Raw genomic sequence first — 16,834 nt, forward strand, 5'->3', positions numbered from 1 at the left:
CTGCCGGTCTCCCCGGGCGGGTTGGGGCACACCCCGACCGCCCGGCGGTTGGGGGGGTTGTCCGGGTCCGTGGCCCCCCCGTCCCGGGGGGGGGGGGGGGGGCCCCGGGGGGGGGGGGGGGGCCCACCGCGGGAGCCGATCGGGTCAGCGGGTGGTTCAGAACGCGGGGATGACGGCGCCCTGGAAGTTGTCGTCGATGTACTTCTTGACGGCGTCGGAGTGCAGCAGCTCGGCGAGCTTCTTGACCCGCGGGTCGCTCTCGTGGCCCTTCTTGACGACCAGGATGTTGGCGTACGGGTTGCCCTGGGCCTTCTCGACCAGCAGCGCGTCGCTGGACGGCTTGAGGCCGGCGCCGAGCGCGTAGTTGCCGTTGATGACGGAGGCGTCGACGTCGTCGAGCGAGCGCGGCAGCTGGGCGGCCTCCAGCTCCTTGATCTTCAGGTGCTTGGGGTTGGAGGCGATGTCGTCGGCGGTGGCGGTGGTTCCGGCGCCGTCCTTGAGGGTGATGATGTTGTTGTCGGCCAGCAGCTTGAGCGCGCGGCCCTCGTTGGTGGCGTCGCTGGGGACGGAGACCACGGCGCCGTCCTTGAGGTCCGCGAGGTTCTTGACCTTCTTGGAGTAGACGCCGAGCGGCTCGAGGTGGACGGTCCCGACGGAGACCAGGTCGGTGCCGTTCTTCTTGTTGAAGTCGTCGAGGTACGGCTGGTGCTGGAAGAAGTTCGCGTCCGCGGATCCGTCCTGGACCGTGGTGTTGGGGGTCACGTAGTCGCTGACCTCCTTGACGTCCAGCTTGAGGCCGGCCTGGGCCGCCAGGTTGTCCTGCACGAACTTGAGGATCTGCGCGTGCGGGGTGGCGCTGGCGGCGACCACCAGGGGCTTGTTGGGGTCGGCCGAGGCGCCGGAGTCGGAGCCGCCGCCGCTGGAGCAGGCGGTGAGGCCGACGACGAGTCCGGCGGCGGTGGCGGTCAGGACGGTGGTCTTCAGAAACTTACGCACGAAAAGTGCCTTTCTGCGGGTGCGAACGGCCCGGGTGGGCCGGGGACCGCTCCGGGTGGGGAGCGGTGGTCAGTGGGAGGAGACGAGGTCCTCTTCGACCGCCTCGGCGGTCTTCTGGGCGCGCGGCGCGGCCTTCGTGGCCTTCGCGGCGCGCAGCAGGCTCAGTCCGCTGCGGTAGTTGCCGCGGTGGCCGAGCCGGCGGGCGATCAGGTCGCCGAGCAGTTGCAGCGCGGTGACGATGATCACGATTTCGGCGACGATGACCCACATGAAGGTGGTCTCGAAGCGCTGGTAGCCGTAGCGGATGGCGAGGTCGCCGAGTCCGCCGCCGCCGACCACGCCGGCCATCGCGGAGTATCCGATCAGGGCGATCAGTGTGGTGGTGAAGGCGGAGACCAGCGAGGGCAGGCTCTCCGGCAGCAGGGTCTTGCGGACGATGGTGCCGGTGCCGGCGCCCATCGCCTTGAGCGCCTCGACCAGTCCGCCGTTCACCTCGCGCACGGCGGTCTCCACCAGGCGGGCGAAGAACGGGATCGCGCCGCTGGCGAGCGGGACGGTGGCGGCCTGCCAGCCGAGCGAGGTGCCGCCCGCGACCACCTTGGTGAACGGGATCACCGCGACGATCAGGATGACGAACGGGATGGAGCGCCCGACGTTGACGATCGCCCCGAGCACCCGGCTGACGGCGCGGTTCTGCAGCAGGCCGCCCTTGTCGGTGAGCACCAGCAGCAGCCCGATCGGCAGTCCGACCACCAGGGTGGCGAGGCCGGCGAGGCCGACCATGCTGAGGGTCTCCCAGGTGGCGGGCCACATCAGTTCCTGCATCCGGTCCCAGGTCATGCCGCCACTCCGTTCGACAGGTCGAGGACGTCCACCTGGAGTCCCTGTTGGCGCAGGTAGCCGATCGGCACCACGTTGTCGGTGTGGCTGCCGGGCAGTTCGACCCGCATGCGGCCGACCAGGCGGCCGGCGATGGTCTCCACGGCGGCGCCGAGGATGTTGATGTCGATCTGGTAGGTGCGGGCCAGCTGGGAGACGAACGGCTGGGCGGGTGCGTCGCCCTGGAAGGTGATCTCCAGGACGGTGCGGTCAGGGTTGCCAGAGCCGAAGTCGCCGAGCGGGAACAGGTCGCGGGCGATCCGCGAGTGGCCGTCGGCGAGCAGGTCGGTGAGCTGTCCGCTCTCCACGACCTTGCCGCCGCGCATCAGGGCCGCGGAGTCGCAGACCGACTTGATGACGTCCATCTCGTGGGTGATCAGCAGCACGGTGAGGCCGAGCTGCTGGTTGAGGTCGCGCAGCAGGGCCAGGATCGAGCGGGTGGTCTCCGGGTCGAGGGCGCTGGTGGCCTCGTCGGAGAGCAGCACCTTGGGGTCGCCGGCCAGGGCGCGGGCGATGCCGACGCGCTGCTTCTGGCCGCCGGAGAGCTGGCCGGGGTAGCTGCGCGCCTTGTCGGCGAGGCCGACCAGGTCGAGCAGTTCGGCGGCCTTGCGGCGGCGGTCGTGCCGGTCGAGGCCGATGATCTCCAGCGGGAGTTCGACGTTCTGCTGCACGGTGCGCGAGGACAGCAGGTTGAAGTGCTGGAACACCATGCCGATCCGGCGGCGGGCCTCGCGCAGTTCGCGGCCGGCCCGGTGTTCGCTGCCGGCCAGCGCGGTCAGCTCGACGCCGTCCACGGTGACGGTGCCGGAGGTGGGCCGCTCCAGCAGGTTGACGCACCGGATCAGGGTGGACTTGCCGGCGCCGCTGGTGCCGACGACTCCGAACACCTCGCCCTGCCGCACGTGCAGGTCGACGCTGTCCAGCGCCAGGACGTCACGGCCCCGGGAACGGTAGACCTTGGTCAGGTCCTTGGTGGTGATCACAGCTGCTTCCGTTTGTTCGTCAGCGGACGACCTTTGGGGCATCCGCGCCAATGGAACGGCACCTGGTGCCGGGAGGAAGATCGGGGGCTGACGTCTTGTCGATCACGGCCGCCGGCCGGACGGACCGCGCACGGGCGCGGCCTGTCGGGACATCGGAGGACGGAACGTCAGCGGGCGCTGGGCAGAGCTCTCAGCGACAACACATTCGACGGCACATGCGTCGCTCACCTGCCGGCGTCGCGCCGGTGGGGATGCATGTCGTCGTCGCGGTCATGGAACCCAGTAAATCAGACAATTGGTGAACGTCCCAACTTCCAGGACTCACTGTCCAACATGCGGACACGCCCCTTGCGGGACAAGCACTGCGGCACCCGACCGGCGTCCGGTTCGGGTGCCGCAGTGGGTGGTTCAGGCCGCCAGCGAGGCCGCGCCGGGCTTGGCCAGGGTGACGATCGACAGCCGGCGGGAGACCTCGCGCACCTCGGTCTCGCGGTAGCCGAGGCTCTGGTAGAGCCGCAGGTTGCCGAGGCTGCGGTGGCCGCTGAACAGTTCGAAGCCGGTGGCGCCGTCCTCGGTGAGCTGCGCCTCCAGGGCGGTCAGCAGGCGGCGGCCGAGGCCGTGCCGCTGCATCCGCGGGTGCACCACCAGCTTGCCGATCCGGCCGGTGCCGGTCTCGTCCACCGAGCCGCGCACCGAGCCGACCACCTCGTCGCCCAGGCGGGCCACCAGGACGCGGTGCCCGGCGAGTTCGGCCTTCAGGCTCTCCAGGCTCTGGGTCAGCGGCTCGAGGGTCCAGTCGCTGTACAGCTCCGCCTCGCTCTGGTAGCCGAGGTACTGGAGCTTGAGGATCTGCTCCGCTTCATCAGGTCGTGCCGCTGCGATGATCACACTCATGCCCATGTGCGGGGGCCTCCATCGTCAATCGCCCGGCGCGCACGAGTGAGGGTCTGGCACCGGCCTTGTCCGAGGTGTGCCCGGACGGGGATCGGCCCGGCCCGGGAAAAGCGCGACACGTCCCGCCGGACGGTGGCCCGACGGGCCGGAACTGACGCGCTCACGCTCAGTATCCGGACGGTCGGACTACGGTCAAGAGAGACGTTCGCCACCGCTCTACCCAGCCGACCACTGTTCTCAACCTCCCGGACGCCCGACGTGGCGAGCGTCACGCCAACCCCGGCCGTCACCCGTTCGGACGGATGTTCTGGTTCACCCGGAACAGGTTCCCCGGGTCGTAGCGGTCCTTCAGCGCCACCAGCCGCTCGTACTTCGCCAGCCCGTACGCCTCCACCACCCGCCCCTGGCCCTCCACGCCCATCAGGTTCACGTACGCCCCGCCCGAGGAGAACGGCCGCATCGCCTCCAGGCACCCCCGCACCCACGCCACCTGCGGCTCCGCCGGGCCGGTGGTCCACCGGCCCACCGCGCTCAGCAGGTACGGGGCCTGCCGGTAGGTGTACGCGCTGTCCTCCGCGCCCACCCGCGCCACCGCGCCGCCCAGGAACGCCAGTTGGGCGTGCGCGTCCGGCGAGGGCAGCGCGGCCGTCTGCTCCGCCAGGCAGCCGATCGCCGCGTCGTCCAGCACCGACAGGAACTCCGACCGGCCGAACACGCCCGCACCCGGGCCCCGGCCGGTGTCCAGCATCTGCTGCCACAGCGTGTACGGGCGGGTCTGCACGGTATCCGCCACCACGCCCGGCAGAGCACGCAACGGCGCCAGCACCTCCCGGCCCCGATCGGCCCGGCCGGCCCAGCACAGGCCGATCCGCACCGCCGCCCCCGCCGGCAGCTCCGGCACCCCGCGCGGGTGGCCGAACTCGCACGCCACCGTCAGCCCGTCCGGGGCCTGCGCCATGAAGTCCCGCACCGCCGCCACCGTCTCCGCCAGCGCCTCCCCCGGCAGGTACAGCGCCCCGCACAGCACGTGCGGGCCCACCCGGTGCAGCCGGTACGTGAACGAGGTGACCACCCCGAAGTTCCCGCCGCCGCCGCGCAGCCCCGCGAACAGCTCCGGGTGCGAGGCCGCGCTCGCCGTCAGCAGCCGGCCCTCGGCGGTCACCACGTCCGCCTCGACCAGGTTGTCGCAGGTCAGCCCGTACGCCCGGGTCAGCCAGCCGATGCCGCCACCGAGCGTCGTCCCGGCGATGCCCGCCCCCGAGTACGGCGCGCCCGGCGTGGCCAGGCCGAACGCCTGTGTCTCGTGGTCGAAGCCGCCCCAGGTCGCGCCCGGCTGCGCCCGGGCGGTCCGCCGCTCCGGGTTCACCCGCACCCCCGTCAGGCCGGACAGGTCGATCAGCATCGCGCCCTCGCCCGTCCCGAGCCCCGCCAGGCTGTGCCCGGCGCCGCGGACGGCCACCGGCAGGCCGTGCTCGCGGGCCACCGCGACGGCCTGCAGCACGTCCGCGACCCCGGTGCAGCGGGCGATCACCTCGGGCCGGCGGTCCACCGCCGCGTTCCACACCCCCCGCGCCCGGTCGTAGTCCACGTCCCCGGGCACCACGATCTCGCCCCGGAACCCTTCGGCAAGCGCCACGGCTGCGTCGGCCATGGATCCAGCGTAGGCGGGCTGACCGCCGCCCGCTCCGGCGCGGACCGGCCATCGGGTGACGCACGTCACCGGCAGTTCCCGCCGATTCCGGCCGCCGGACGCGGGCGGACGGCATGATCGGAACCGATGATTCGCGCGATCTTCAACGGGAACCCCGGCCTGCTGCCCGCGTTCCTGGTCACCGCCCTGCTGCTCGGGGCGCTGTCGTTCTTCCTCGGGAAGGCCCGCGGGCTGCCGCGCTGGTCGGCGGTCATGGGCGGGGTGTCGCTGGCCGGGGTGCTGACGGCCACGCTGTACCCGACCGGCGGGGCGCGGGCGGCCTCGCAGATGTGCCTGTACAGCCGGGACTTCGCGGCGGCGTTCGAGACCCAGCAGGGGCTGATGAACGTCGCGCTGTTCGTGCCGTTGGCGTTCTTCGCGGCGCACGCGACGCGGCGGCCGGTGCCGGTGCTCGCGGGGTGCGTGGGGTGGTCGGCCGTCACCGAGACCGTGCAGTCGCTGACGCCGGGGATCGGCCGGGCCTGCGACTCCGGCGACTTGGTGGCCAACTCCGCCGGGGCGCTGCTGGGCGTGGCGCTGGCGGTGGCGCTGCGGCGGGCGTGGCCGGGGAGGCGGGAGTGGTCGGTGGGCACGGTCGTGCTGCTGGTCCTGGTGGTGCCGGTGGCCGTCGTGCAGCGGGCGGCGGTGACGCCGACTTGGAATGACGCCGCGCTGTCCCCCGCCCACGACAGTGACCAGCTCGAAGCCGCCCGCCGCAACGCGGAGTTGCTGTTCGGACCTGGCACGGCGGTGATCAGCGTGAAGCACTCGGCGGCGATGGGCGAGACGCCGGAGCAGCTCTACGTCACCGCCGGCGACGGTTCGTTCCATCTGGAGTGGCCGTCGGGCCGGCTCGTCTACGGGTCGCTGATCCCGTTCGCCCCCGCGACCGGCGGCAGCGACGAGGAGGCCCGGGCGGCGGCGGATGCGTTCGCCGCTACGTGGTTCCCCGGTGTCACGAGCGGTGCCAACGTGGACGTCTACCAGGCGAACCCGTCGACGGCCCGGCGTACCGTGCAGTACCGGCGCTTCCGGGCCGACGGGCTGCTGCTGCCGATGCGCCTGGACATCGACGTGGACCCGGGCGGCCGGGTCGCGCAGGTCAATTCACGCATCGTCGCCGACCCGGAGCTGCCCGCCGTGACGGTCACCAAGGACGCGGCGATCGCGGCGGTGACGTCCCGCCACTCCGGGGCCGTCAAGGACGCGTTCCTTCTGGCCGCGCGGACCCGGGACAGCTGGCGGGCGTGCTGGGCGGTCACCGTTATGGTCGACCCCGCCGGGCCAGGGGTGCCGTACACCGTTGACGCGCTCACTGGCGAGGACGTCGTCGCCGACGCGAGCCGCTGACGAGAACGGGGGCCGGACAGTTCGTCCGGCCCCCGTCGATTGCGGTCTCAGCCGATCCAGGCCTGCTGAACGGCCAGGTCCTGCTTGATCTCGGCGAGCTGCACGGCGACGGCCGAGGGGGCGGTGCCGCCGCGGCCGTTGCGGGAGGCGATCGCGCCGTGGACGGACAGGACGGTGCGGACGTCCGGCGTCAGGTGGGAGGAGATGGCGGCGAACTGCTCGTCCGTCAGGTCGGACAGTTCGATGCCCTCGGCCTCGCAGACCTTGACGCAGGCGCCGGCCACCTCGTGCGCGACGCGGAACGGGACGCCCTGCTTGACCAGCCACTCGGCGATGTCGGTGGCGAGCGAGAAGCCGGCCGGGGCGAGCTCCTCGAGGCGCTCGCGGTGCACGGTAAGGGTGGCGATCATGCCGGTGAAGGCGGGGAGCAGGACCTCGAGGGTGTCGCAGGAGTCGAAGACCGGCTCCTTGTCCTCCTGGAGGTCGCGGTTGTAGGCCAGCGGCAGCGCCTTGAGGGTGGCGAGCAGGCCGGTCAGGTTGCCGATCAGGCGGCCGGACTTGCCGCGGGCGAGCTCCGCGATGTCGGGGTTCTTCTTCTGCGGCATGATCGACGACCCAGTGGAGAAGGCGTCGTGCAGCGTGATGAAGCCGAACTCCTTGGTGTTCCAGATGATGATCTCCTCCGCGATCCGCGAGAGGTTGATGCCGATCATCGCGGTGACGAAGGCGAACTCGGCGACGAAGTCGCGGGACGCGGTGCCGTCGATGGAGTTGCCCACCGAGCCGCGCTCGAAGCCGAGTTCGGCGGCGACGGCCTGCGGGTCGAGGCCCAGCGAGGAACCGGCCAGCGCGCCCGAGCCGTACGGCGAAATGGCCGTTCGGGTGTCCCACTGGCGCAGCCGCTCGGCGTCCCGGCCCAGCGACTGGACGTGGGCGAGCACGTGGTGGGCGAACAGCACGGGCTGGGCGTGCTGGAGGTGGGTGCGGCCGGGCATCGCGGTGTTCGGGTGCGCCTCGGCGAGGCCCACCAGGGCGTGCTGGAGGTCGAGGATCAGCGCGCCGATGGTCTTGGCGTGGTCGCGCAGGTACATCCGGAACAGGGTGGCGATCTGGTCGTTGCGCGAGCGGCCGGCCCGCAGCTTGCCGCCGAGGTCGGCGCCGAGGCGCTCCAGCAGGCCGCGCTCGAGGGCGGTGTGCACGTCCTCGTCGGCGACGGTGCCGACGAACGCGCCGGACTCGACGTCGGCCAGCAGCTGGTCCAGCCCGCCGAGCATGCCGGTGAGCTCGTCGTCGCTGAGCAGGCCCGCCTTGTGCAGGACCCGGGCGTGGGCCTTGGAGCCGGCGATGTCATAGGGGGCGAGCCGCCAGTCGAAGTGGACGGAGGCGGAGAGCTTGGCGAGGGCCTCGGAGGGGCCGTCGGCGAAGCGCGCGCCCCAGAGGCGGACGTCTGCGGGCTGGTTTGCGGTCATCGCGTGGACTCCTTCGAGGGTGGGTCTGAGTGTGGAGATGCCCCGGCCGCCGTGGCGGATACGGCGGGCCGGGGCAGGTACTGCGGGTGGATCAGGCCAGGTCGCGGCGGGCGGCGATCTTCGAGGACATGCCGAAGATCTCGATGAAGCCCTTGGACATGGACTGGTCGAAGGTGTCGCCGGTGTCGTAGGTGGCGAGGTTGAAGTCGTACAGCGACTGGTCCGACTTGCGGCCGTTGACGACGGCGCGGCCGCCGTGCAGGACCATCCGGATCTCGCCGGAGACGGCCTGGTTGGCCTCGTTGACGAAGCCGTCCAGGGCGCGCTTGAGCGGGGAGAACCACAGGCCGTCGTAGACCAGCTCGGCCCAGCGCTGCTCGACCTGCCGCTTGTAGCGGGCGAGTTCGCGCTCGACGGTGACGTTCTCCAGGGCCTGGTGGGCGGTGATCAGGGCGATCGCGCCGGGGGCCTCGTAGATCTCGCGGGACTTGATGCCGACCAGGCGGTCCTCGACCATGTCGAGGCGGCCGATGCCCTGGGCGCCGGCCCGCTTGTTCAGCTCCTCGATGGCCTGCAGGACGGTGACCTTGCGGCCGTCGATGGCGACCGGGACGCCCGCCTCGAAGGTGATGACGACCTCGTCGGCCTCGCGCGGGGTGGCCGGGTTCTGGGTGTACTCGTAGACGTCCTCGATCGGGGCGTTCCAGATGTCCTCGAGGAAGCCGGTCTCGACGGCGCGGCCGAAGACGTTCTGGTCGATCGAGTACGGGTTCTTCTTGGTGGTGACGATCGGGAGGTTCTTGGCCTCGGCGAAGGCGATCGCCTTGTCGCGGGTCATCGCGTAGTCGCGGACCGGGGCGATGCACTTCAGGTTCGGGGCCAGCGACTGGATGCCGACCTCGAAGCGGACCTGGTCGTTGCCCTTGCCGGTGCAGCCGTGGGCGACGGTGGTGGCGCCGTGCTTCTGCGCGGCGGCGACCAGGTGCTTGACGATGACCGGGCGGGACAGCGCGGAGACCAGCGGGTACTGGCCCTGGTACAGGGCGTTGGCCTTGAGAGCAGGCAGGCAGTACTCGTTCGCGAACTCGTCGCGGGCGTCGGCGACCTCGGCCTCGACGGCGCCGCAGTCGAGCGCGCGCTGGCGGATGACCTCCAGGTCCTCGCCGCCCTGGCCGACGTCGACCGCGACGGCGATGACCTCGGCGCCGGTCTCCTCGGCGATCCAGCCGATGCAGACGGACGTGTCCAGACCGCCCGAGTAGGCGAGTACGACGCGCTCAGTCACGGCTTTCTCCTTCAGTACAGGTTTCATGCGGCGTTAGGCATAAGTATGCACGAGTGCGTATGCATTGCCAAACCGGTGGCACTCAGTGAGACGGATAAGGGGTGGAGGGCTACTGCGACTTGGCCTGGGCGAGCTGCATCAGGTGGTCGGCGAGCGCCTGGCCGCCGGCCGCGTCGCGGCTGATCAGCAGGACGGTGTCGTCGCCGGCGATGGTGCCGATGATCTCGAACACCTCGGCGGTGTCGATCGCGGAGGCCAGGAACTGGGCGGCACCGGGCGGGGTGCGCAGCACGACCAGGTTGCCGGAGGCGGTCGCGGAGACCATCAGCTCGCCCGCCAGCCGGGCCATCCGGGCCTCGCTGGCGGACTCGCCCATGGGGGCGCGCGGGGTGCGGTCGCCGCCCTCGGCCGGGACGGCGTAGATGAGCGCGCCGTCCCGGTTGCGGATCTTCACCGCTCCGAGTTCGTCCAGGTCCCGGGAGAGGGTGGCCTGGGTGACCACCAGGCCGTCGTCGGCGAGCAGCTTGGCCAGCTGGCTCTGCGAGCGGACGGGCTGACGGGTCAGCAGGTCCACGATCCGGCGGTGGCGCGCGGTGCGGGTCTGCGGGACCTGCGGCGTGGGCGCCGTGGTCGACTCGGGGCGGGGTTCGGTCATAACTGAAGATTCTCCTGAAAGACGCTCAGCTGTTCGCGTCGGGGGCCGTTTCGCGGACCGTTCGGAGGATCGCGGGCAGTGCGGCAAGGAACCGGTCGGCCTGCTCCTCGGTCAGGATCAGCGGCGGAACCAGCCGTACGGCGTCCGCGACGGCCGCGTTGACCAGGAAACCGGCGTCCTGCGCGGCGGCCTGGACCTGGGCGGCGACGGGCTGCGTGAGCACGATACCCAGCAGCAGGCCCTTCCCGCGCACCTGTGCGACCAGCGGATCGCCGATCGCCTCGATGCCGTGGCGCAGCCGCTCGCCGATCTTGGTGACGTGCTCCAGCAGGCCCTGCTCCTCGATGGTGCGCAGCACGGCGAGGCCGGCGGCGGCGACCACGGGGTTGCCGCCGAAGGTGGTGCCGTGCTGGCCGGGGGCGAGCAGTTCGGCGGTGTCGCCGAAGGCGAGCACGGCGCCGATCGGCAGGCCGCCGCCGAGGCCCTTGGCGAGGGTGACGATGTCCGGGTCGGCGCCGTCCTCGGCCTGGTGGGCGTACCAGTGGCCGGTGCGGCCGATGCCGGTCTGGATCTCGTCCATGACCAGCAGGGTGCCGGTGGCGCGGGTGATATCGCGGGCGGCCTTCAGGTAGCCGTCGGGCAGCGGGACGGCGCCGTTCTCGCCCTGGATGGGCTCCAGGAAGACGGCGGCGGTCTCGGTGGTGACGGCCTGGCGCAGGGCTTCGATGTCGCCGAGCGGGACGTGCGTGACGTCGCCGGGCAGCGGCTTGAAGGGTTCCTGCTTGGCGGGCTGGGCGGTGAGCGCGAGGGCGCCCATGGTGCGGCCGTGGAAGGCGCCCTGGACGGAGACCAGGTGGGTGCGGCCGGTCAGCCGGGAGATCTTGAACGCGGCCTCGTTGGCCTCGGCGCCGGAGTTGCAGAAGAACACCCGGGCCGGGCGGCCGGCCAACTCGACGAGCTTCTCGGCGAGTTGGATGGTCGGCTCGGCCATGAACAGGTTGGAGACGTGGCCGAGGGTGGCGATCTGCTCGGTGACGGCGGTGACGATCGCGGGGTGCGCGGTGCCGAGCGCGTTGACGGCGATGCCGCCGACCAGGTCGAGGTACTCGTTGCCGTCGGCGTCCCACAGCAGGGCGCCCTCGCCGCGGACCAGCGGGATGCGCGGGGTGCCGTAGTTGTGCATCAGGGTGTGCCGGTACCGCTCGGTGATCGACGCGTTGCTGATGGCTTCGTGCTCGCTCATGCCAGGCCCCCCAGGACGGTGGTGTCGTCGTCGGGCACGACCATGGTGCCGATGCCCTCGTCGGTGAAGATCTCCAGCAGCAGGCTGTGCTGGACCCGTCCGTCCAGGACGCGGGCGGTGCCCACGCCGGAGCGGACGGCGCGCAGGCAGCCCTCCATCTTGGGGAGCATGCCGCTGGCCAGGGTCGGCAGCATCTCCTCCAGTTCGGAGGCGTTGAGCTGGCTGATCACGTCGTCGGAGTTCGGCCAGTCCTTGTAGAGGCCCTCGACATCGGTGAGCACGACCAGCATTTCGGCGCCGAGCGCGACGGCCATCGCGGCGGCGGCGGTGTCGGCGTTGATGTTGTAGATGTGGCCGTCGGCGCCGCGGGCGATCGAGGAGATCACCGGGATGCGGCCGTCGGCGATCAGTGCCTTGACCGCGCCGGCCTCGATGTTGACGATGTCGCCGACCAGGCCGATGTCGACCTGTTCGCCGTCGACCACGGCGTAGCGCTTGACCGCGGTCATGGTGTGGGCGTCCTCGCCGGTCATGCCGACGGCGAACGGGCCGTGCGCGTTGAGCAGACCGACCAGTTCGCGCTGGACCTGCCCGGCGAGCACCATCCGGACCACGTCCATGGTCTCGGGGGTGGTGACACGCAGGCCGGCGGTGAACGAGGACTCCAGGCCGAGCTTGTCGAGCTGGGCGCTGATCTGCGGGCCGCCGCCGTGCACCACGACGGGGTGCAGGCCGGCGTAGCGGAGGAAGACCACGTCCTGGGCGAAGGCGGCCTTCAGGTCCTCGTCGACCATGGCGTTGCCGCCGAACTTGATGACGACGGTCTTGCCGTGGAAGCGCTCCAGCCAGGGCAGCGCCTCGATCAGGGTGCGGGCCTTGGGCAGGGCGGCGTTGCTGCGGGCCTGTTCGCCCTTGGGTGCGATCTGCATGGCGTGTGTCGATTCCCCCGGGTCAGCTGGAGTAGGCGCTGTTCTCGTGCACGTATTCGGCGGTCAGGTCGTTGGTCCAGATGCTGGCGGAGGCCTGACCGGCCTTCAGGTCGGCGGTGATGACGACCTCGCGGCCCTTCATCGAGACCAGGTCGCGGTCCTCGCCGACGCCGCCGCCCCGGCACACCCAGACGCCGTTGATGGCGACGTCCAGCTGGTCCGGGTCGAAGGCGGCGGAGGTGGTGCCGATCGCGGACAGCACCCGGCCCCAGTTCGGGTCCTCGCCGTGGATGGCGCACTTGAGCAGGTTGCTGCGGGAGATGGTGCGGGCGACGTCGACGGCCTCGTCCTCGGTGGCGGCGTTCACGATGTCGATCCGGATGTCCTTGGACGCGCCCTCGGCGTCGCCGATCAGCTGGCGGGCCAGGTCGGCGCAGACGGTGCGCACGGCCTCGGCGAACTCGGCCTGCTCCGGGGCGAGTTCACTGGCGCCGGAGGCGAGCAGCAACACCGTGTCGTTGGTGGACATGCAGCCGTCGGAGTCGACCCGGTCGAAGGTGGTGCGGGTGGCGTCGCGCAGCGCGGCGTCCAAGGCCTCCGCATCTACCACCGCGTCGGTGGTGACCACGACCAGCATGGTGGCCAGGCCCGGGGCGAGCATGCCCGCGCCCTTGGCCATGCCGCCGACCGTCCAGCCGGCCGGGCTGGTGACCTGGGCGGTCTTGTGCACGGTGTCGGTGGTCTTGATGGCGATCGCGGCGCTCTCGCCGCCGGTGGAGCTGAGCGCCTCGGCGGCCTGCTCGATGCCGGGCAGCAGCTTGTCCATCGGCAGCCGGACGCCGATCAGGCCGGTGGAGCAGACCGCGACCTCGATCGCGCCGACGCCGAGTTCGGCGGCGACCTTCTCGGCGGTGGCGTGGGTGTCCTGGAAGCCCTCCGGGCCGGTGCAGGCGTTCGCGCCACCGGAGTTGAGGACGACGGCGGTCAGCTCGCCGTCCTTCAGGACCTGCCGCGACCACTTCACCGGCGCGGCGTGCACCCGGTTCGAGGTGAACACGCCCGCGGCGGCGTGCAGCGGGCCGTCGTTGACGACCAGCGCCAGGTCCGGGGTGCCGGACGCCTTGATGCCGGCGGTGACGCCCGCCGCGCGGAAGCCCTTCGCCGCGGTGACGCCGATGTTCTGGGTGTCCGTCATGGTGCGACTCCGTTCAGCGGGAGGCCGAGCTCCTCGGGGAGGCCGAGGGCGATGTTCATGCTCTGCACCGCGCCGCCGGCGGTGCCCTTCACCAGGTTGTCGATCGCGCTGATCGCGATGATCCGCCCGGCGTGTTCGTCCAGCACGACCTGCAGCACGGCCGCGTTCGACCCGTACACGGACGAGGTGTGCGGCCACTGCCCCTCGGGCAGCAGGTGGACGAACGGCTCGTCGCCGTACGCCTCCTGGTACGCGGCTTTGATTTTCGCGGCGGTGGTGCCGGGCTTCGCCTTGGCGGAGCAGGTGGCGAGGATGCCGCGCGGCATCGGCGCGAGCGTCGGCGTGAAGGAGACGGTGACCGGCTCGCCCGCGAGCGGCGTCAGGTTCTGCGCCATCTCCGGGGTGTGCCGGTGGCCGCCGCCGACGCCGTAGGGGCTCATCGAGCCCATCACCTCGCTGCCCAGCAGGTGCGTCTTGGTGGCCTTGCCCGCGCCGGACGTACCGGACGCGGCGGTGATCACCGCCTCCGGCTCGGCCAGGCCCGCGGCGAACATCGGGAACATCGCGAGCGTCACTGCGGTCGGGTAGCAACCCGGGACCGCGATCCGCTTGCTGCCCTTCAACGCGTCACGGTGGCCCGGCAGTTCGGGCAGGCCGTAGGGCCAGGTGCCGGCGTGCGGGGAACCGTAGAACTGCTCCCAGTCGGCCGACGACCTCAGCCGGTGATCGGCGCCGAGGTCGACCACCAGGACGTCCTCGCCGAGCTGGGCAGCGATCCCGGCGGACTGCCCGTGCGGCAGACCGAGGAACACGATGTCGTGCCCCGCCAGCGTCTGCGCGTTCGTCGGCTCCAGCACCCGGTCGGCCAGCCCGATCAGGTGCGGCTGCAGCGCGCCGAAGCGCTGACCCGCGTTGGAGCCGCCGGTCAGCGCCCCGATCTCCACCTCCGGATGCCCTTGCAGCAGGCGCAGCACCTCACCGCCCGCATACCCGCTCGCTCCGGCGACGGCAACTCGCAATACCATGGCATTCCCTCCTGAAGCCCAGCATGAATATACGCAGCGCAGCAAAATCATGCAACAATGCTTACTGTCGTACCAGGCCGTGGGTGATGGTTGCAGCTGCCGCTCCGAACGGTGTGCCGCCTACTGCCCTTCTCGCCGGCACTCGCCCGCCGCGGTCAGCCTGGCGGCCGCCACACGGCGGACCTCGGCGGTCTCCAAGAGGTCGTCACGCAGCGCTTTCACCCGAGCGACCGCCCGCCGGCCCAGCGGCACCCGGGTGGCGGCCAGCAGGCGGACGCCGGACTCGCAGTCCCACAGCCCCTGCGTCAACGCCCGCCGACTGGCCACCGGGGCGACGGCGACGACGGCCCGCAGGACGGCGGTGCGTTCGGCCGAGTGCGGGGTCCACTTCCACAGCGCGCCCAGAGCGGGCAGCGCTTCGGCCGCCGCCAGCCCGTACCGGGCGATCGCATCGGCCAGCGGGGCGAAGCCGCACCACTCGTCGGCCTCCCACTTGCGCCTCCACGCGGCCAGCAGATCGGGCAGCGGCGCGTCACCCGGGCCGGCCGGCAGCGCGCCCACCTCGGCCGTCGGCGGGGCGCAGACCGGGCGGATCGGGCCGGTGGCCTGCGCACCGTCCGCAGGTGGGTCCGGCGCCCAGGTCCGCCACGGCTCGGCGGCGCCGGGCTCCGTCATGGCGCGGCGGCGCCGGGCTCCGTCATGGCGCGGATGGCCCCGGCGCCGTGCCCGTTCTGGAGGGAACCCAACAGGTCGTCGGGGTGCGCGTAGCGCCGGCCCGGCTCGTCGTCGTTGTACCAGTCGGGTTCGGGGGCGCCCTCACCCAGCGGATGGCCCCGGCGCCGTGCCCGTTCTGCAGGGAGCCCAGCAGGTCGTCGGGGTGCGCGTAGCGCCGGCCCGGCTCGTCGTCGTTGTACCAGTCGGGTTCGGGGGCGCCCTCACCCGTGGGAGCGTTGCCGGTCGTCATCGGGCCCCACCTTGACCCACGGCGCGTCGGTGGGGCCAGCGCATTTCTTCGGCGCCGGCTGTCGGATGCGCGGCCTAACCTGCCGTCATGACCGAACTCGCAGTACTGGCCCGCCTGTCGGACGACGCCGACCACCCGGTGGAACGGCTGACCTGCCACCCGCGCCTGCCGCTGGCGGTCGGTACGGCGACCGAGGGCCGCACCGTGCGCGTCTACGACTGCGGCGAGGGGCAGCTGCGTGAGCTCGCCTCGCTCGACGTCGAGCCGGGCAGCACCCCCTGGGGGGACGACGCGCCGCCGGCGGTGGCCTGGCATCCGGAGGAGCCGCTGCTGCTGGTGGCCGACGGGGAGTCGCTGCTGCGGTGGAGCCCTGACGGCCCGTCCGATCCGGTGCGCCTTCCGGCCGCGACCGCGTACGAGGTGCTGGCGTTCAGCCCGGACGGTCGACACCTGTGGGCCACGCCGTCCGCCGAGGACGAGTGGGCGGGCTCGGACGTCCTCGACCCCGCGACCGGCGCGGTGACCGGCCCCGCCCGGCCCTGGGACACCGGCGTCGCCACCCACCCCTCCGGCGCGCTCGTCGCCACCCTGGCCAGCGACCAGGGCGCCACCTTCTGCCTGTTCGCCCAGCCGGACGGCGGTGCGATGCGGGTGCAACGGCACACGCTGGTCCTGGACTGCGACGGCTACGGCACCCCGCTGTTCAGCCCCGACGGGCGGCTGTTCGCGATCCGCGGCAACGCGTACACCGAATCGGTCGACGTCTTCGCCTTCCCGTCCCTGCGCCGCGTGCTGCGCACCTCCTTCCAGGAGCCCGAGGGCGGCGGCGAGTGGTCGCGCCACAATCTCGCCTTCGGCGCCGCTCCGGGCCTGCTGTGGATCGGCACCCCCAACGGGACGCTGCTCGAACTGGACGTCGAGGCCCGGTCGGACGTCGAACACGACCTGCGACTCGGCGCCCCGCTCACCGCGTTGGCCGCCACCGCGAACGGCGAACTGCTGCTCGCCCTCGACAGCGGCGAACTGGTCCTCCTGTCGGCGCACCACGACCCGGCGCCCGCCACCGGGTCCGCGGCCGAGGACGCCGCAAGCTTCCTCGCCGCGACCGAGGAGGCCCCCGAGGACAGCGACCTGCTCCTCACCGACGGCACCCGCACCTGGACCGACGACGACCTCACCACCGTCACCGAGGCCTCTCCCGCCGACCCGACCTGGCTCCAGATCCAGGCCAACATGAACCAGTTCCGGGGCGCACAGACGCCCTGAGGACGGCGGTC

15 protein-coding genes are annotated in these 16,834 nt (G+C 71.9%); 2 read left to right on the plus strand and 13 right to left on the minus strand.

The genetic code is table 11. The annotated features are described in order from the left end of the window. Positions 1–156: 156 nt before the first annotated feature. The 5 genes from ACFYST_RS35675 to ACFYST_RS35695 all read right to left on the minus strand — a co-directional run bounded on the left by ACFYST_RS35675 (position 157) and on the right by ACFYST_RS35695 (position 5,403). Complete coding sequence (locus ACFYST_RS35675) at positions 157–996, minus strand: MetQ/NlpA family ABC transporter substrate-binding protein (RefSeq protein ID WP_387642958.1); 840 nt, start codon at positions 994–996, stop codon at positions 157–159. A gap of 69 nt (positions 997–1,065) precedes the next feature. Next, positions 1,066–1,836 carry a methionine ABC transporter permease gene (locus ACFYST_RS35680; RefSeq protein ID WP_387868532.1) on the minus strand — a complete coding sequence of 257 codons (771 nt, stop codon included), beginning with the start codon at positions 1,834–1,836 and terminating at the stop codon, positions 1,066–1,068. Then, entirely contained in the window at positions 1,833–2,858 is a 1,026-nt protein-coding gene (locus tag ACFYST_RS35685; RefSeq protein ID WP_387642960.1) for a methionine ABC transporter ATP-binding protein, read from the minus strand. Before ACFYST_RS35685 ends, ACFYST_RS35680 begins: the two co-directional genes overlap by 4 nt. Positions 2,859–3,266: 408 nt before the next feature. Then, on the minus strand, positions 3,267–3,758 hold the full coding sequence (locus tag ACFYST_RS35690) for a GNAT family N-acetyltransferase (RefSeq protein ID WP_387642961.1): 492 nt from the start codon (positions 3,756–3,758) through the stop codon (positions 3,267–3,269). A 280-nt stretch (positions 3,759–4,038) separates the two neighbouring features. Then, positions 4,039–5,403 (minus strand): FAD-binding oxidoreductase, encoded by a 1,365-nt coding sequence (locus ACFYST_RS35695; protein WP_387868535.1) that lies wholly within the window; start codon positions 5,401–5,403, stop codon positions 4,039–4,041. A 126-nt stretch (positions 5,404–5,529) separates the two neighbouring features. Here ACFYST_RS35695 and ACFYST_RS35700 point away from each other — a divergent pair, with 126 nt between their 5' ends. Then, positions 5,530–6,792 (plus strand): VanZ family protein, encoded by a 1,263-nt coding sequence (locus ACFYST_RS35700; RefSeq protein ID WP_387868538.1) that lies wholly within the window; start codon positions 5,530–5,532, stop codon positions 6,790–6,792. Between the two features lie 47 nt (positions 6,793–6,839). Here ACFYST_RS35700 and argH read toward each other — a convergent pair whose 3' ends face one another. From argH to ACFYST_RS35740, 8 genes are all read right to left on the minus strand, one after another. After that, the gene (gene argH / locus ACFYST_RS35705) at positions 6,840–8,261 is read right to left on the minus strand and encodes an argininosuccinate lyase (protein WP_387642964.1); all 1,422 of its coding nucleotides are present in this window, start codon (positions 8,259–8,261) and stop codon (positions 6,840–6,842) included. Positions 8,262–8,352: 91 nt separating this feature from the next. Next, positions 8,353–9,546 (minus strand): argininosuccinate synthase, encoded by a 1,194-nt coding sequence (locus tag ACFYST_RS35710; RefSeq protein ID WP_387868540.1) that lies wholly within the window; start codon positions 9,544–9,546, stop codon positions 8,353–8,355. A 109-nt stretch (positions 9,547–9,655) separates the two neighbouring features. Then, a complete protein-coding gene (locus ACFYST_RS35715; RefSeq protein ID WP_387642966.1) occupies positions 9,656–10,201 on the minus strand; it encodes an arginine repressor in 546 nt (181 codons plus the stop codon). 25 nt (positions 10,202–10,226) lie between these two features. Further along, entirely contained in the window at positions 10,227–11,444 is a 1,218-nt protein-coding gene (locus ACFYST_RS35720; RefSeq protein WP_387868543.1) for an acetylornithine transaminase, read from the minus strand. Then, a complete protein-coding gene (gene argB, locus ACFYST_RS35725) occupies positions 11,441–12,373 on the minus strand; it encodes an acetylglutamate kinase (RefSeq protein ID WP_387868546.1) in 933 nt (310 codons plus the stop codon). Before argB ends, ACFYST_RS35720 begins: the two co-directional genes overlap by 4 nt. Before the next feature lie 22 nt (positions 12,374–12,395). After that, positions 12,396–13,550 (minus strand): bifunctional glutamate N-acetyltransferase/amino-acid acetyltransferase ArgJ, encoded by a 1,155-nt coding sequence (argJ, locus tag ACFYST_RS35730; RefSeq protein ID WP_387643043.1) that lies wholly within the window; start codon positions 13,548–13,550, stop codon positions 12,396–12,398. A gap of 14 nt (positions 13,551–13,564) precedes the next feature. Next, entirely contained in the window at positions 13,565–14,593 is a 1,029-nt protein-coding gene (argC, locus tag ACFYST_RS35735; protein ID WP_387642969.1) for an N-acetyl-gamma-glutamyl-phosphate reductase, read from the minus strand. A gap of 120 nt (positions 14,594–14,713) precedes the next feature. Further along, positions 14,714–15,268: a hypothetical protein gene (locus tag ACFYST_RS35740; RefSeq protein ID WP_387868549.1), complete on the minus strand. Its 555-nt coding sequence runs from the start codon at positions 15,266–15,268 to the stop codon at positions 14,714–14,716. A 376-nt stretch (positions 15,269–15,644) separates the two neighbouring features. On the opposite strand from ACFYST_RS35740, the gene ACFYST_RS35745 reads away from it, so the two are divergent. Then, positions 15,645–16,823, plus strand: a complete 1,179-nt coding sequence (locus ACFYST_RS35745) for a hypothetical protein (protein ID WP_387868551.1) — start codon at positions 15,645–15,647, stop codon at positions 16,821–16,823. The last annotated feature ends 11 nt before the right edge of the window (positions 16,824–16,834 follow it).

The sequence above is a fragment of the Kitasatospora sp. NPDC004614 genome, assembly GCF_042873675.1.
In the GTDB taxonomy this organism is placed as follows: Bacteria; Actinomycetota; Actinomycetes; order Streptomycetales; family Streptomycetaceae; genus Kitasatospora.

Bases quoted from the DNA above. Each gene is read 5' to 3' on its own strand.
- ACFYST_RS35680 (WP_387868532.1), bottom strand. From the start codon at position 1,836: ATGACCTGGGACCGGATGCAGGAACTGATGTGGCCCGCCACCTGGGAG.
- ACFYST_RS35690 (WP_387642961.1), bottom strand. From the start codon at position 3,758: ATGGGCATGAGTGTGATCATCGCAGCGGCACGACCTGATGAAGCGGAG.
- ACFYST_RS35695 (WP_387868535.1), bottom strand. From the start codon at position 5,403: ATGGCCGACGCAGCCGTGGCGCTTGCCGAAGGGTTCCGGGGCGAGATC.
- ACFYST_RS35700 (WP_387868538.1), top strand. From the start codon at position 5,530: ATGATTCGCGCGATCTTCAACGGGAACCCCGGCCTGCTGCCCGCGTTC.
- argH (WP_387642964.1), bottom strand. From the start codon at position 8,261: ATGACCGCAAACCAGCCCGCAGACGTCCGCCTCTGGGGCGCGCGCTTC.
- ACFYST_RS35715 (WP_387642966.1), bottom strand. From the start codon at position 10,201: ATGACCGAACCCCGCCCCGAGTCGACCACGGCGCCCACGCCGCAGGTC.
- ACFYST_RS35720 (WP_387868543.1), bottom strand. From the start codon at position 11,444: ATGAGCGAGCACGAAGCCATCAGCAACGCGTCGATCACCGAGCGGTAC.
- argB (WP_387868546.1), bottom strand. From the start codon at position 12,373: ATGCAGATCGCACCCAAGGGCGAACAGGCCCGCAGCAACGCCGCCCTG.
- argC (WP_387642969.1), bottom strand. From the start codon at position 14,593: ATGGTATTGCGAGTTGCCGTCGCCGGAGCGAGCGGGTATGCGGGCGGT.
- ACFYST_RS35740 (WP_387868549.1), bottom strand. From the start codon at position 15,268: ATGACGGAGCCCGGCGCCGCCGAGCCGTGGCGGACCTGGGCGCCGGAC.
- ACFYST_RS35745 (WP_387868551.1), top strand. From the start codon at position 15,645: ATGACCGAACTCGCAGTACTGGCCCGCCTGTCGGACGACGCCGACCAC.